We start from the raw sequence: 12,059 nt of genomic DNA, 5'->3' as shown, positions 1-12,059 counted from the left end.
TAGGCGATGGGGCCTTTTCTTGAAATCCGTGGTCAGCCAGCGGCACGAGACGCAAGGGCATCAACTGCCAGCAGGATCTTGCCACCTTCCACCTTTGCCGGTGTGGTCAGGACCGCTCCCTCGTCAGCCCCTTGAGCAAGGCCCGTTGCCAGATCGAAGACCCAATTGTGCAGCGGACAGGTGACCGAGGAGCCGTGGACGATGCCATTGCTGAGCGGACCGCCCTTGTGCGGGCAACGGTCGTCCAGGGCGTAGACCTCGTCGTTCACCGTGCGGAACACCGCAATGCAGCCAGCATCTGTCTTGACGACGCGGGCGCCCTGGCGCGGAATGTCGGTGAGGTCGCCGATCGCGACCCAGTCCTTGGCGACGACGTTCATTCTGCAGCCTCCATAGACAGGATCGCCATGGGCTTGAACTCATGCTTGTCCTTGCCGGAGACGCGCTCCGACCATGGGTCGACCTGGGCAAATTTTTGAGAGAAGACGAAAGCGTCAAAGTAGCGTTTGCGCATCGCCGCATCATCCATGATCTGACGCCGGATTTCCTCAACGCCGATCCGCTTGGCCCACTTGTAGATGCGCTCCAGATAGAAGCCCTGCTCGCGGTACATCTGGGCAAGCGCGACGACGTGTTCGAGCGCCTCTTCCTCTGTTGTGACATTGCCGAGGATTTCCGTGCCCTTGATGTCGAGACCGGCCGCCCCGGCAAAGTGGATCTCATAGCCGCTGTCGACACAGACGATGCCGATGTCCTTGCAGGTGGCTTCCGCGCAGTTGCGAGGACAGCCCGAGACCGCCAATTTCAGCTTGGCAGGTGTCCAGGAGCCCCACATGAACTTCTCAAGCTTGATGCCCAGACCAGTCGAGTCCTGCGTCCCGAAGCGGCACCAGTCCGTACCGACACAGGTCTTTACCGTGCGCAGGCCCTTGGCATAGGCCTGACCGGAAACGAAGCCTGCCTCGCCCAAGTCAGCCCAGACGCCCGGCAGGTCTTCTTTCTTGATGCCCAGCATGTCGATGCGCTGGCCGCCGGTGCATTTGACCGCTGGTATGTCGTATTTGTCGACCACATCGGCGATGGCGCGCAGTTCCTTCGACGAGGTCATGCCACCCCACATGCGCGGAACGACCGAATAGGTGCCGTCCTTCTGGATGTTGGCGTGCACGCGCTCGTTGATGAAGCGAGACTGGTAGTCATCAGCGTATTCATCAGGCCAGTCGGCCACCAGATAGTAGTTCAGAGCCGGACGGCACTTTGCGCAGCCACAGGATGACGTCCATTCCAGCTCCTGCATGACCTCCGGAATGGTCTTCAGTTCCTTGGCCTTGATCAGCCGGCGCACATCGCCATGACCAAGATCCGTACAACCGCACATGGGCTGGACGGCGGTCGGGTCATAGGCATCGCCAAGTGTTGCGACGAGAAGCTGTTCCACAAGACCGGTGCAGGTCCCACATGACGCGGACGCCTTGGTGTGTGCCCGAACGTCGTCGAGCCCGGTCAGACCCTTTTCATGGATGGCATTGACAATGGTACCCTTACAAACGCCGTTGCAGCCGCAGATTTCTGCATCATCCGGCAAGGCTGCAACGGCCGCCGTAGGGTCCAGGGGGGCGCCCCCCTGGTAGGCTTGGCCAAAGATCAACGTCTCTCGCATTTCGGAGACGTCCGTTTCCTTCTTCAATAGGTCGAAGAACCATGGACCGTCGGCCGTCTCTCCGTAGAGAACCGCGCCAATGATCTTGTTGTCCTTGAGAACGAGCCGCTTGTAGACCCCGGCCGATGCATCGCGCAGGACGATTTCTTCGCGGTCCTCGGCCTCTGCAAAATCACCCGCCGAGTAAAGATCGACGCCCGTGACCTTGAGCTTCGTTGCGGTGACCGAGCCCTTGTATTCTGACCTGCCCCCGAGAAGGTTGTCTGCGATGACGCCGGCCATTTCGTAAAGCGGTGCGACAAGGCCGTAGCACATGCCGCCATGCTCAACGCATTCGCCAAGTGCAAAGACATCGGCGTCAGACGTACGCATGTCGTCCGAAACCATGATGCCGCGGTTGACCTCAAGGCCCAAGGACTTTGCCAGATCGCCGGACGGCCGGATGCCGACTGCCATGACGACGATGCTGGCCTCAATCTCGCTGCCGTCGTCCAGCTTGATCCCGGCAACCTTCCCGGCGCCGTTGTCGAGGATCTCATGGCTGTTGGCCTTGGTCCTTACGTCAATGCCACGGCGCTTGAACTCTTCCTCGAGCAAATAGCCGGCCGCCGGATCGAGCTGGCGCTCCATCAGCGTCGGCATCAGGTGAAGCACCGTCACCTCCATACCCTGCATCTTGAGACCTGCAGCAGCCTCAAGACCAAGCAGACCGCCTCCGATCACAATGGCCCGGCCACCGTGAGCGGCCGCGTCCTTCATCTTCTCCACATCGTCGAGATCGCGGTAGGTCAGGACACCTTCGAGATCCTTGCCCGGCAGTGGAATGATGAAGGGATTAGATCCGGTTGCTATAACCAGCTTGTCGTAAGCTGCCGTGATGCCGTTTTCCGACGTGACGGTTTTCGCCTCGCGGTCGACCTCGGACACTCTCGCCGACTTGTGCAGAGTCACGCCATGGTCGGCATACCATTGGTCATCGTGGGTGATGATGTCTTCATATGTCTTTTCGCCGGAGAGAACCGGAGACAACATCAGCCGGTTGTAGTTCACCCTCGGTTCCGCGTTGAAGATCGTGACGTCATAGGCGTCCCGATCTTTCTCGAACAGGAATTCCAGCATGCGCCCGGGCGCCATGCCATTCCCGATAACAACGAGTTTCTGTTTTGTCATTTTGATCACTCTGCTGCTTCGGTGCTGCCGGTGTAGGCAGCCTCGATCATCACGCCGGAAAGCGCTGTGTAAGCCTCGACCCACGCTGTCTTTGTTTCTTCGGTGAAAGCATCGCCAAGGCCCTTTTCCAGCGTCCAGATCAAGGCTTCTCCAACAGGCGCGTAGTGTCCGGCCTTCACTCCGTAATCCACGTGCTTGACGGCAAGCGCCTTGGCTACAGGAAGGACGGCCTCGAGGTTGGTCAGGCCATTGACCACCACCCCGAGGGTCGTCATCAGCTTGCGCCCCTGCTCGCTCAAATCGGATTTGAAGAGCGGCGTGACTTCGGGAGCAATCTCGAACAGGCGGCCGTAGAAAATGGCGGCAGCCTCATCCGCAATGGGAACAACTTTGGCGAAGGATGTTTGCACGAGCTGGATTTGGTCTGGCGTCATGGCATGCTTCCTTTGGCTACTCGGCCGCCTCAATGGCTGCCTTTTGACGGGCGAGCCGGCTGGCGCGTTTTTGCTGAATGGATTGAAGCTGTTCCTCGCTCGGATCCGCGCCGCCCTCATAGGCTTCCAGGAAGTCCAGAAGCTCCTCGCGGTAGGCGTAGTAATCGGGGTGAGCGAGCAGTTCCTTGCGTGAACGTGGACGTGGAAGATCCACCTCCATGATGTTCCCGATCCGGGCGTTGGGACCGTTCGACATCATCACGACCCGGTCGGCGAGCAAGATCGCCTCATCGACGTCATGGGTGACGCAGACCGCAGTCACCTGGGTGCGCTTCCACACGTCCATCAGGACGTCCTGCAATTCCCAGCGGGTCAGACTGTCGAGCATCCCGAATGGCTCATCGAGAAGAAGCAGCTTCGGAGACAGGGCAAAGGCGCGTGCGATGCCGACGCGCTGCTTCATGCCGTTCGACATGTCGGCAGCCGCCTTTTGCATGGAATCCCCGAGACCGACCTTGGACAGGTAGTATTCGATGATGTCGGTCTTTTCCGCCTTGGTGGCATCCGGATAGACCTTGTCGACACCGAGCTCGACATTCTCATAGGCGGTCAGCCAGGGCATAAGGCTTGGCGCCTGAAACACCACCGCCCTGTCAGGGCCCGCCTTGGTGACGTGGGTTCCGTCCAGGACAATCGCGCCCTCAGTGATCGGGTTGAGCCCCGCGACCATCGACAGGACCGTGGACTTGCCGCAGCCCGAGTGGCCGATCAGAGTGATGAACTCACCCTTCTTCATCTTGAAGTCGAAGCCGTCGACCACGGTCAGCGGGCCCTTGGGCGTCGGATAAACCTTCTTCAGCTGGCTAAACTCGAGGTAGCGGTCTTCCACCTGGGTCTGTGCAGCCCGTTGATAGGCGTCAGGCAGTTTGTCCGCCTTTGTATCCTTGCCCGGCCGCTGTGTGATCGGCACGATGTTGGGCAGGGAAATCTCGCGTTCGTTCTCCGAGCCGCGCTCGGCCCCTGCTTCCATCAGATATTCGGTGATGGATGCACGCAGGTGGATGAAATCATCGTCCGAGTTCATTTCCGCACGGTCGCGCGGGCGCTTGAAAGGCACGTTGAATTCCGGTCCCAGCGTTGCCTTTGCGCCAGGCTTCAGGGGAATGATCCGGTCCGCAAGAAGGATAGCTTCATCCACATCGTTGGTGATGAGAATGATCGTCTTTTTTTCTTCTTCACAGATCGCCGCGAATTCATCCTGCAGTTTGGCGCGGGTCAGGGCGTCAAGCGCTGAAAGCGGCTCATCCAGCAGCAGAAGCTCCGGCTGCATGGCCAGTGCACGGGCAACGGCAACACGCTGGCGCATTCCGCCAGACAATTCAGCCGGCATGCGATCACGTGCGTGCTCAAGTCCAACCATCTTGATGTATTTGTCGACGATCGCGCCGCGCTCTGCGGATGGCTCTTTCTTGAACACGCTGTCGACAGCAAGAGCGACGTTTCCCGCTACCGTCAGCCAGGGCATCAGGGAATAGGACTGAAAGACAACGCCCCGCTCCGGGCTCGGTCCATCGATCTCGCGACCCTTGAAGACAATACCGCCCGTATCCGGCTCGATCAGACCCGCCAGAAGCGAAATCAAGGTGGTCTTGCCCGTGCCGGAGAAACCGACGATGGCGATGAACTCGCCCTCGTCCACTTTCAGATTGATGCTGTCCAATACGTCAGTGCGATGGGCACCTTCGCCGTAGGACTTTGATACGCCTGAGATCTCGAGGAATGACATGGTCGCTCCTTACCGGTTCGCCGAGAAAGTGAAGGCGCGCTGCAATGCATACATCAAGCGATCGAGCATGAAGCCGATGATACCGATGGTGAAGACGGCGACCATGATCTTTGCGAGCGACTGGGAAGAACCGTTCTGGAATTCATCCCAGACGAATTTTCCAAGACCCGGGTTCTGCGCCAGCATTTCAGCGGCAATCAGAACCATCCAGCCCACACCCAGTGAGAGGCGAAGACCAGTGAAGATCAGGGGAAGCGAGGACGGCAGCACCAGCTTGGTGATGGTCTTCCAGGTCGGCAGCTGAAGCACGCGGCCGACATTCATGAGATCCTTGTCGACGGATGCCACGCCAAGCGCAGTGTTGATCAGGGTCGGCCACATGGAACACAGGGTGACCGTCACGGCTGAGATCAGAAGCGACTTGGTCAGCCAGTCCCAGGGGTTAACATACGTCGCAGAGATGATCATGGTGACGATGGGAAGCCACGCAAGCGGGGAGACCGGCTTGAAAATCTGAATGAGCGGATTGATGGCGCCGTTGAAACTGCGCGACAGACCTGAGGCGATGCCGAGCGGCACTGCGATCGCGGTAGCGATCAGGAATCCAAGACCAACCGTGATGAGGGATGTGCCGATCTGGTCAATGTAGGTCGGCTTGCCGGTGTAGGTCCGGTGCTTGACCTTGTCGGACTTTCCTGCGGCAACAAGCTTGGCGTTACGGACGTCCTGGCGCTCATAAAAGGCATCGGCCTTCTCGCGCTCACGAACGTGATCTTCCCAAAGGTTGACCGTTTGCGTCCAGACCTGGGCAGGTCCGGGAACCGCCCCAAGAGACGTCTGAACCTGAGGTGCTAGAACACCCCACAGAACCAGAAAGGTCGCAATCCCGAGCAGCGGGATCACCAGAACGCGCTTCAGCTCGCCCATCTGTTCTTTGACGCTGTCGCCTGCTGCGATCTTGAGCAGAGGCACCAGCCAGGAGAAGCCCAATGCATCCAGCCAGCTCGATGCCTTGTTGATCTTCGTAAAAAGACGCTCCCGGCGCGCGGCGCGGGCAACATCAGAACCTGCTGAAATGTCGGCATTGGCCATGGACATGGTCCTTTGTCTGGAAACTTTTTGTCGTGTTCTTGTTTTTCAGGTGGCGGGCGGAAATGCCCGCCACCTTGTTTTATTGAGCGCGATCAGCCGCCGACGACTTCGCTGCCGTCCACGATCTGCTTGCCTTTCAGGCCGATCGGAAGGCTGTCGATGTAGGCATTGGGCGTGCGGCCGTCGTAGGCGATGCCGTCGATGATGTCGGCAGCTGGTGTCGGCTCACGGTAGCCGTCGGTTTCCCAAGGGAAGTCGGCTTCAGCCACATGACCTTCTTCGACCAGCATTTTTGCAGCCTGCAGGTAGATGTCCGGGCGATAGACGGACTTTGCGACTTCGTCGTACCAGCTGTCCGGCTTGTGCTCGGTGATCTGACCCCAACGACGCATCTGGGTCAGGTACCAGACCGCATCCGAGTAGTAGGGGTAGGTCGCGAAGTAGCGATAGAAGACGTTGAAGTCCGGAACGTCGCGCTTGTCACCCTTCTCGTATTCGAAGGTGCCAGTCATGGAGTTGGCGATGACTTCAGCGTCTGCACCGACATATTCAGAGCGCGACAGGATCTCAACCGCTTCCATACGGTTCGCGTTGTCGTTCTCGTCGAGCCACTTTGCTGCCCGGATTAAAGCCTTGGTCAGAGCCAGCGTTGTGTTTGGGTACTCCTCGGTGAACTCCCTGGTCAGGCCAAAGACCTTCTCCGGGTTGTTCTTCCAGATCTCATAATCGGTGATGACCGGAACGCCGATACCCTTGAAGACAGCCGCCTGGTTCCACGGCTCACCCACGCAGTAGCCATAAATCGTGCCAGCTTCCAGAGTGGCCGGCATCTGCGGCGGCGGCGTTACGCTCAGGAGCGCGTCGCCCTGGATCTGGCCGGAGATATCGGTCTTTGAGTAGTAGCCAGGATGAATGTCGCCGGAAGCCAGCCAGTAGCGAAGCTCGTAGTTATGAGTGGAGACCGGGAAAACCATGCCCATGTTGAAGGGCTTGCCTTCATCCTTGAACTGCTCCACCACCGGCTTCAGGGCGCTGGCCTTGATCGGATGCACCGGCTTGCCGTCGTCCTCCATTTCCAGGTGCGGCTTCATCATTTCCCAGATTTCGTTGGAAACGGTGATGCCGTTGCCGTTCAGGTCCATGGAGAATGGCGTCACGATATGAGCCTTGGTGCCGAAGCCGATGGTGGCCGCGATCGGCTGGCCCGCCAGCATGTGCGCTCCGTCCAGTTCACCGGTGATGACCCGGTCCAGAAGAACCTTCCAGTTCGCCTGAGGCTCGATGGTAACAAAAAGACCTTCGTCCTCGAAGTAGCCCTTCTCGTAGGCGATGGCGAGCGGCGCCATGTCGGTGAGCTTGATGAAGCCGAACTTCAATTCGTCCTTCTCGACATCAAGCATTTCGGCCTGAGCCGGCATTAATGTTGCCGTCAGTCCAGCGGCGAACATTGTGCCAAGCAAAAGCTTGCGGCCAATGGTGAGCGTGTCTGTTTTTTTCATCACTTGCTGATCCCTCATTCTGGCAAGTTCCCGGCCTGTTTCACCCGGCACGGGGTAGAAATAAAAAAAGCCGCCGATGGATCATCACATGCGGGAGGAGCATGGTTTGATCACATCGGCGGCTTTGCCGTTCCGCCCTGCTTCGGGCGTTATCTCTGGAAGGCCTTCGTTGGCTCTGCAGACTACTATGCAGGGTCCGTGCCAAATTCCTCATTTCGCCGTTTTACACTTCTTATCAAGACCTTAACCGGATCTCGACGTAGCTTCTTATTTTGGCGGCGCATCATTTTCGGGCCCATTTCTTCAGCACCCGTCTATTTTTTACGCACCTGCAGCATATTGGTGTCTGCTCAAACCTTGAGGTCAAAGGCCTCGACATAGGCCTCAATCGCGTCGGGATCGAAGGGTGTCTGATCGAAGAAACGGGCCGGCTGAGGCTGCCTGAGGGCAGACTGCTCTCCCACGCCGCAGGCTCTGCGGTAGATCGCGCTGGAGAAGGTGTCCCTGACGATATCAAGGTCCGCTGCGTTAAAGCCTGCCTGCCCCCAACGCACCATCTGGGAATAAAACCACAGACCATGCTCCAGGCGCGGGCAATGGGCGAGCGGACCCGAGAAAGTCATGAAGGGGATGTCCAGAGCGGGACCCGCCTTGCTCAACCGCATCTGATCGGTCAGCGCTGGCAAGCAGAGGTTTGCGGGACAATCAAGGAACTCGGCGGATGCCAGCAAAGCTGCGAGTTGCGGCGCGTTTTCCTTGTTACCGCACCATTCAGCAGATCGGACCAGGGATCTCACGAGGCGGTCCAGGCGATCTGGATTGCGCTCGGCCCAACTTTCGGTCACGCCCAGCACCTTTTCGGGGCTCGCCGGCCATATGGCTTCCTTGAACGTCGCAATTCTCCCGGTGCCCGCGTGAACAGCTGCGGTGTTCCAGGGTTCGCCGACGCAATAGCCATCGATCTGGCCAACGGCCAGGGCGTCAGGCATCAGCGGAGGCGGCAGAACGGTGATCTCCACATCTGCATCCGGGTCGATGCCCGCAGCGGCGAGCCAGTAGCGCAGCTCATAGGCATGACCTGAAAAAGGATGCACAACGCCGAAGCGCAAGGGATCGCCACCCGCGGTCTTGCGCTCAGCAATCACCTGGGCCAGCGCAGCGCCGGTCGAGGCGGGATCGCCCTCCTCTCCCGCATCTGCCGCAGACATCTGGTCCCAGATTGCGCAGGACACCGTAATCGCATTGCCCCCCAGGCCAAGGGCCATGGGAACGCGCATGGGCACGGCAAGACTGGTGATGTTGAGCGATGCGGCGATCGGCATGGGGCCGAGCATATGCACAACGTCGAAATGGCCGACCGAAATGCGGTCCCGGATGTTGGCCCAGGAAGTCTCACGCACCAGCTGCAGGTCGATCCCCTCTTCCTCGGCAAATCCGAGGCGAGCTGCTGCCACCAGCAGGGCGCTGTCGAGAAGCGGGATGTACCCGGCAATAACGGTGTCGCTGGACCGCGTACTCATGGGTCTGTCCTGTTCGAAGTGTCTGACAAGAAGAAGGAGAGCATGTCCATCGCCTAATCCTCCAAAAGGCCGCTGGCGATGACGAGCCCCTGCGCCACCTCGATGATCTTCCGGCTCTGGTTCATTGCCGTCTTGCGCAGCAGGCGATAGGCCTCATCCTCAGAGATGCCCTTGGACTTCATGATGATGCCCTTGGCACGGTCGATGGTCTTGCGCTCGGCCAGTTCGGTGCGCGCTTCTTCCAGCTCCCGGTTCAGGCGCGAGTAGGCGCGAAAGCGGCTGATCGCCATGTCCAGAATCGGCTTGACCCGCTCCTTTTTCAGGCCGTCAACCACATAGGCAGACACGCCTGCATCAACGGCTGCCTCGATCGAGCCGCTTTCGGACTTGTCGACAAACATGGCAATTGGGCGCTGAACCGCACGGGTGACCTGAAAGATGTGCTCCAGCTGATCCCGGTTCGGGTTCTCCAGATCGATCACGATCACATCCGGCTCGATGGTGGTGATCTTGCGCAAAAGACCATCCATCTGATCGACAACAATCACCTTTTCATGGCCGGCATCACGGAGCCCCTGCTCGATGATGGAGGCCCGGATCTTGTTGTCGTCGATGACCAGTATGGAAAGCGATGGCGTCATGGCGCCATTATGCGCATGCGAAATAATTGTGCAACGCATCATGAGCCTTGGAATTGCTTTCATCCCGCTTCTTGGGAACTTCGGCACCCTTGGACCGTTTGAGAAAAGGAACGCGTGAAGAGGAGAGCAATCCATGACCAAGTCACATGGCCCGTCGATCAAGGACGATGCGCTTTATGAAGACCTTCGGGATGACGGCATGAGCAAGGAAAAGGCGGCGCGCATTTCCAACGCAAAAGCCGGCGGCGGAACACCGTCCAAGAATGGCGGCACGTCTTCCCCCTATGAAGAGTGGACAAAGGACGAGCTCTACGAACGGGCTCAGGACATTGGCATCGACGGACGCTCTTCCATGGCGAAGGACGAGTTGATCGAGGCGCTTCGTTCTCATTGAGCAGCGTCTTGGCACGTTTAACGAGGATGGACGGTTGACGCCTGATCGATCGCGCAGGGAACAGTCGCATGTCAGAGAGATCAAACAGCTCGGTGACCGGAGTGCTGGAGTCACTGGAAGATGAAGTGAGCTCCAACGGCGCCGATGTGAATGCCATTCTCAACGCGTCTGGAAGTCGTGCGGCCGGGCCACTGCTGTTCCTGCCCGCTGTCGTGATGATATCGCCGGTCGGCGCAATCCCAGGCGTTCCGGTCGTTCTTGCAACCCTCATCATCCTCGTCTCCGCCCAGATCCTGATCGGGTCAAGCCGGATCTGGCTGCCACGTTTCATCAGACAGCGCTCGGTTCCAAAGGACAAGCTGCTGTCCATGCTCGACCGGATCCGCCCCTACGCGCGGCAGGTCGACCGTTTCCTCGGCAATCATCTTTCCATCCTGGCCAGACCGCCGATGCCGCGGGTTGTCGCCTTCCTCTGCATTATGCTCGCGCTCGCGGTTTTTCCCGCAACCCTGATCCCGACCGCCGCCGCTCTTCCAGGCGGTGCCATTGCCCTGCTGTCGCTGGGGCTTCTCACGCGCGACGGCCTCGTGACACTTGCCGGCTTGCTTGCAACCGGTGCAGCGGTCTATTTCCTGCTTTTACTTTCCTGATCAAGGGTTGCCCTGTATGTCCGGTAAATCACAGCCCTCTGCCTTTCATCCCGAGGTCGTCTCCAGCTCCCTGGATGACGATGCAACGCGTGGACGGCATGCAAGCAGCCTCCGCGGCATCCCCGCAAGAGGCTGGATAGACATCGGCCTACGGGTATTCGGGCAGCTGCAAAAGGACCAAATCGGGCTCGTCGCAGCTGGTTCGGCGTTCTTTATCATCCTGTCGATCGTTCCCGCTCTCGCCGCCTTTGTCTCGCTTTACGGACTGTTGACGGACCCGAGCAGCCTCGCGCGACAGATCGACCAGCTGGATGGATTGATCCCGGCAAGTGCGCTCGACATCATTCGCAGAGAACTGGAGAGGCTGATTTCAAGCCCGGGCAAAAGCCTCGGGCTTTCCTTTCTCTTTTCGCTCGCGCTCGCGATCTGGAGTTCCAACAAGGGCGTCAGCGCGCTCTTTCAGGCCATGAATGTTGCCTACAACGAGAAGGAAAGCCGGGGGTTCTTTCACCTCAAGGCCCTTACGCTGCTGTTCACGCTGAGTGTCATGGTGTTCGGCCTCATTCTCTTGAACGCAGCGGTTGTCATTCCTCTGGCGTTTCAGTTCCTCGGCCTCGGCGTCATCTATTCCTTGCTGGCTGGCACCTTCGTGCCGCTCGTGGTCGTCATCATGAGTGTGATCGGCATCAGCGCCCTCTATCGCTGGGGTCCGAGCCGCAAGCCTGCAAAGTGGCGCTGGATCAGCCTTGGCTCCTCGGGCAGTGCCCTGGGCCTCGTCTGTGTTTCAGCCGGATTTGCCTACTATCTGTCGAACTTCGGCAACTACGGGGCGACCTATGGCTCGCTGGGCGCGGTCATCGGCATGATGATGTGGATCTACCTATCCACCTATGTGGTTCTGCTGGGCGCTGAAGTGAACGCGGAGATCGAGCACCAGACCGCAAAAGACACGACCGTGGACCCGCAAGAGCCCAGAGGCTCAAGAGACGCGGCCGTCGCCGATGATCTGGGTGACAGCCAGGTGCCTCGCTCCTGAGCGTGAAAACGCGCAGCCGAAGATGCAGCACGACCTAGCCCAAAGTGATGCGGCGACGGCCTGTGACGACCGGCTTCCTCGTCAATCTGCACAAGCGAACACTTTCGCCCCACTCAAGCCTTTTCTCTTGAGCGTGAATTTGCTTGTCTTTTTGAATTCGGAGCCTGTGAGGAGGCG

11 protein-coding genes are annotated in these 12,059 nt (G+C 59.0%); 3 read left to right on the top strand and 8 right to left on the bottom strand.

All coding sequences use genetic code 11. From position 1 onward, the window contains the following. Window positions 1-32: 32 nt before the first annotated feature. From nirD to IG617_RS00200, 8 genes are all read right to left on the bottom strand, one after another. On the bottom strand, window positions 33-380 hold the full coding sequence (gene nirD, locus IG617_RS00235; RefSeq protein ID WP_192106249.1) for a nitrite reductase small subunit NirD: 348 nt from the start codon (window positions 378-380) through the stop codon (window positions 33-35). Next, entirely contained in the window at window positions 377-2,830 is a 2,454-nt protein-coding gene (gene nirB / locus IG617_RS00230; protein WP_192106247.1) for a nitrite reductase large subunit NirB, read from the bottom strand. Before nirB ends, nirD begins: the two co-directional genes overlap by 4 nt. Window positions 2,831-2,835: 5 nt before the next feature. Next, the gene (locus IG617_RS00225) at window positions 2,836-3,264 is read right to left on the bottom strand and encodes a globin family protein (RefSeq protein ID WP_192106245.1); all 429 of its coding nucleotides are present in this window, start codon (window positions 3,262-3,264) and stop codon (window positions 2,836-2,838) included. A 16-nt stretch (window positions 3,265-3,280) separates the two neighbouring features. After that, a complete protein-coding gene (locus tag IG617_RS00220; protein ID WP_192106243.1) occupies window positions 3,281-5,050 on the bottom strand; it encodes an ABC transporter ATP-binding protein in 1,770 nt (589 codons plus the stop codon). Window positions 5,051-5,059: 9 nt separating this feature from the next. After that, a complete protein-coding gene (locus IG617_RS00215) occupies window positions 5,060-6,142 on the bottom strand; it encodes an ABC transporter permease (protein WP_192106241.1) in 1,083 nt (360 codons plus the stop codon). Between the two features lie 92 nt (window positions 6,143-6,234). Next, on the bottom strand, window positions 6,235-7,641 hold the full coding sequence (locus tag IG617_RS00210) for a CmpA/NrtA family ABC transporter substrate-binding protein (protein WP_192106239.1): 1,407 nt from the start codon (window positions 7,639-7,641) through the stop codon (window positions 6,235-6,237). A gap of 350 nt (window positions 7,642-7,991) precedes the next feature. Further along, window positions 7,992-9,161, bottom strand: coding sequence for a CmpA/NrtA family ABC transporter substrate-binding protein (locus IG617_RS00205; protein ID WP_192106236.1), 1,170 nt, complete (start codon window positions 9,159-9,161; stop codon window positions 7,992-7,994). A 53-nt stretch (window positions 9,162-9,214) separates the two neighbouring features. After that, a complete protein-coding gene (locus tag IG617_RS00200; RefSeq protein WP_192106234.1) occupies window positions 9,215-9,802 on the bottom strand; it encodes an ANTAR domain-containing response regulator in 588 nt (195 codons plus the stop codon). 133 nt (window positions 9,803-9,935) lie between these two features. Here IG617_RS00200 and IG617_RS00195 point away from each other — a divergent pair, with 133 nt between their 5' ends. The 3 genes from IG617_RS00195 (at window position 9,936) to IG617_RS00185 (ending at window position 11,882) form a co-directional block, all read left to right on the top strand. After that, the gene (locus IG617_RS00195; protein ID WP_192106232.1) at window positions 9,936-10,196 is read left to right on the top strand and encodes a DUF7218 family protein; all 261 of its coding nucleotides are present in this window, start codon (window positions 9,936-9,938) and stop codon (window positions 10,194-10,196) included. Window positions 10,197-10,264: 68 nt separating this feature from the next. Continuing rightward, entirely contained in the window at window positions 10,265-10,846 is a 582-nt protein-coding gene (locus IG617_RS00190; RefSeq protein WP_192106230.1) for an exopolysaccharide biosynthesis protein, read from the top strand. A gap of 16 nt (window positions 10,847-10,862) precedes the next feature. Next, window positions 10,863-11,882 carry a YihY/virulence factor BrkB family protein gene (locus IG617_RS00185; RefSeq protein WP_192106228.1) on the top strand — a complete coding sequence of 340 codons (1,020 nt, stop codon included), beginning with the start codon at window positions 10,863-10,865 and terminating at the stop codon, window positions 11,880-11,882. The last annotated feature ends 177 nt before the right edge of the window (window positions 11,883-12,059 follow it).

The organism is Roseibium polysiphoniae, assembly GCF_014842925.1.
In the GTDB taxonomy this organism is placed as follows: Bacteria; Pseudomonadota; Alphaproteobacteria; order Rhizobiales; family Stappiaceae; genus Roseibium; species Roseibium polysiphoniae.
The sequence above is the reverse complement of the archived record's forward strand: the minus strand, read 5'-3'. Positions and strand labels throughout refer to the sequence as shown.

What these genes read in the sequence shown, in the direction of transcription:
- IG617_RS00215 (WP_192106241.1), bottom strand. Translation starts at nt 6,142, where the DNA reads ATGGCCAATGCCGACATTTCAGCAGGTTCTGATGTTGCCCGCGCCGCG.
- IG617_RS00205 (WP_192106236.1), bottom strand. Translation starts at nt 9,161, where the DNA reads ATGAGTACGCGGTCCAGCGACACCGTTATTGCCGGGTACATCCCGCTT.
- IG617_RS00185 (WP_192106228.1), top strand. Translation starts at nt 10,863, where the DNA reads ATGTCCGGTAAATCACAGCCCTCTGCCTTTCATCCCGAGGTCGTCTCC.
- nirB (WP_192106247.1), bottom strand. Translation starts at nt 2,830, where the DNA reads ATGACAAAACAGAAACTCGTTGTTATCGGGAATGGCATGGCGCCCGGG.
- IG617_RS00225 (WP_192106245.1), bottom strand. Translation starts at nt 3,264, where the DNA reads ATGACGCCAGACCAAATCCAGCTCGTGCAAACATCCTTCGCCAAAGTT.
- nirD (WP_192106249.1), bottom strand. Translation starts at nt 380, where the DNA reads ATGAACGTCGTCGCCAAGGACTGGGTCGCGATCGGCGACCTCACCGAC.
- IG617_RS00210 (WP_192106239.1), bottom strand. Translation starts at nt 7,641, where the DNA reads ATGAAAAAAACAGACACGCTCACCATTGGCCGCAAGCTTTTGCTTGGC.
- IG617_RS00200 (WP_192106234.1), bottom strand. Translation starts at nt 9,802, where the DNA reads ATGACGCCATCGCTTTCCATACTGGTCATCGACGACAACAAGATCCGG.
- IG617_RS00195 (WP_192106232.1), top strand. Translation starts at nt 9,936, where the DNA reads ATGACCAAGTCACATGGCCCGTCGATCAAGGACGATGCGCTTTATGAA.
- IG617_RS00220 (WP_192106243.1), bottom strand. Translation starts at nt 5,050, where the DNA reads ATGTCATTCCTCGAGATCTCAGGCGTATCAAAGTCCTACGGCGAAGGT.
- IG617_RS00190 (WP_192106230.1), top strand. Translation starts at nt 10,265, where the DNA reads ATGTCAGAGAGATCAAACAGCTCGGTGACCGGAGTGCTGGAGTCACTG.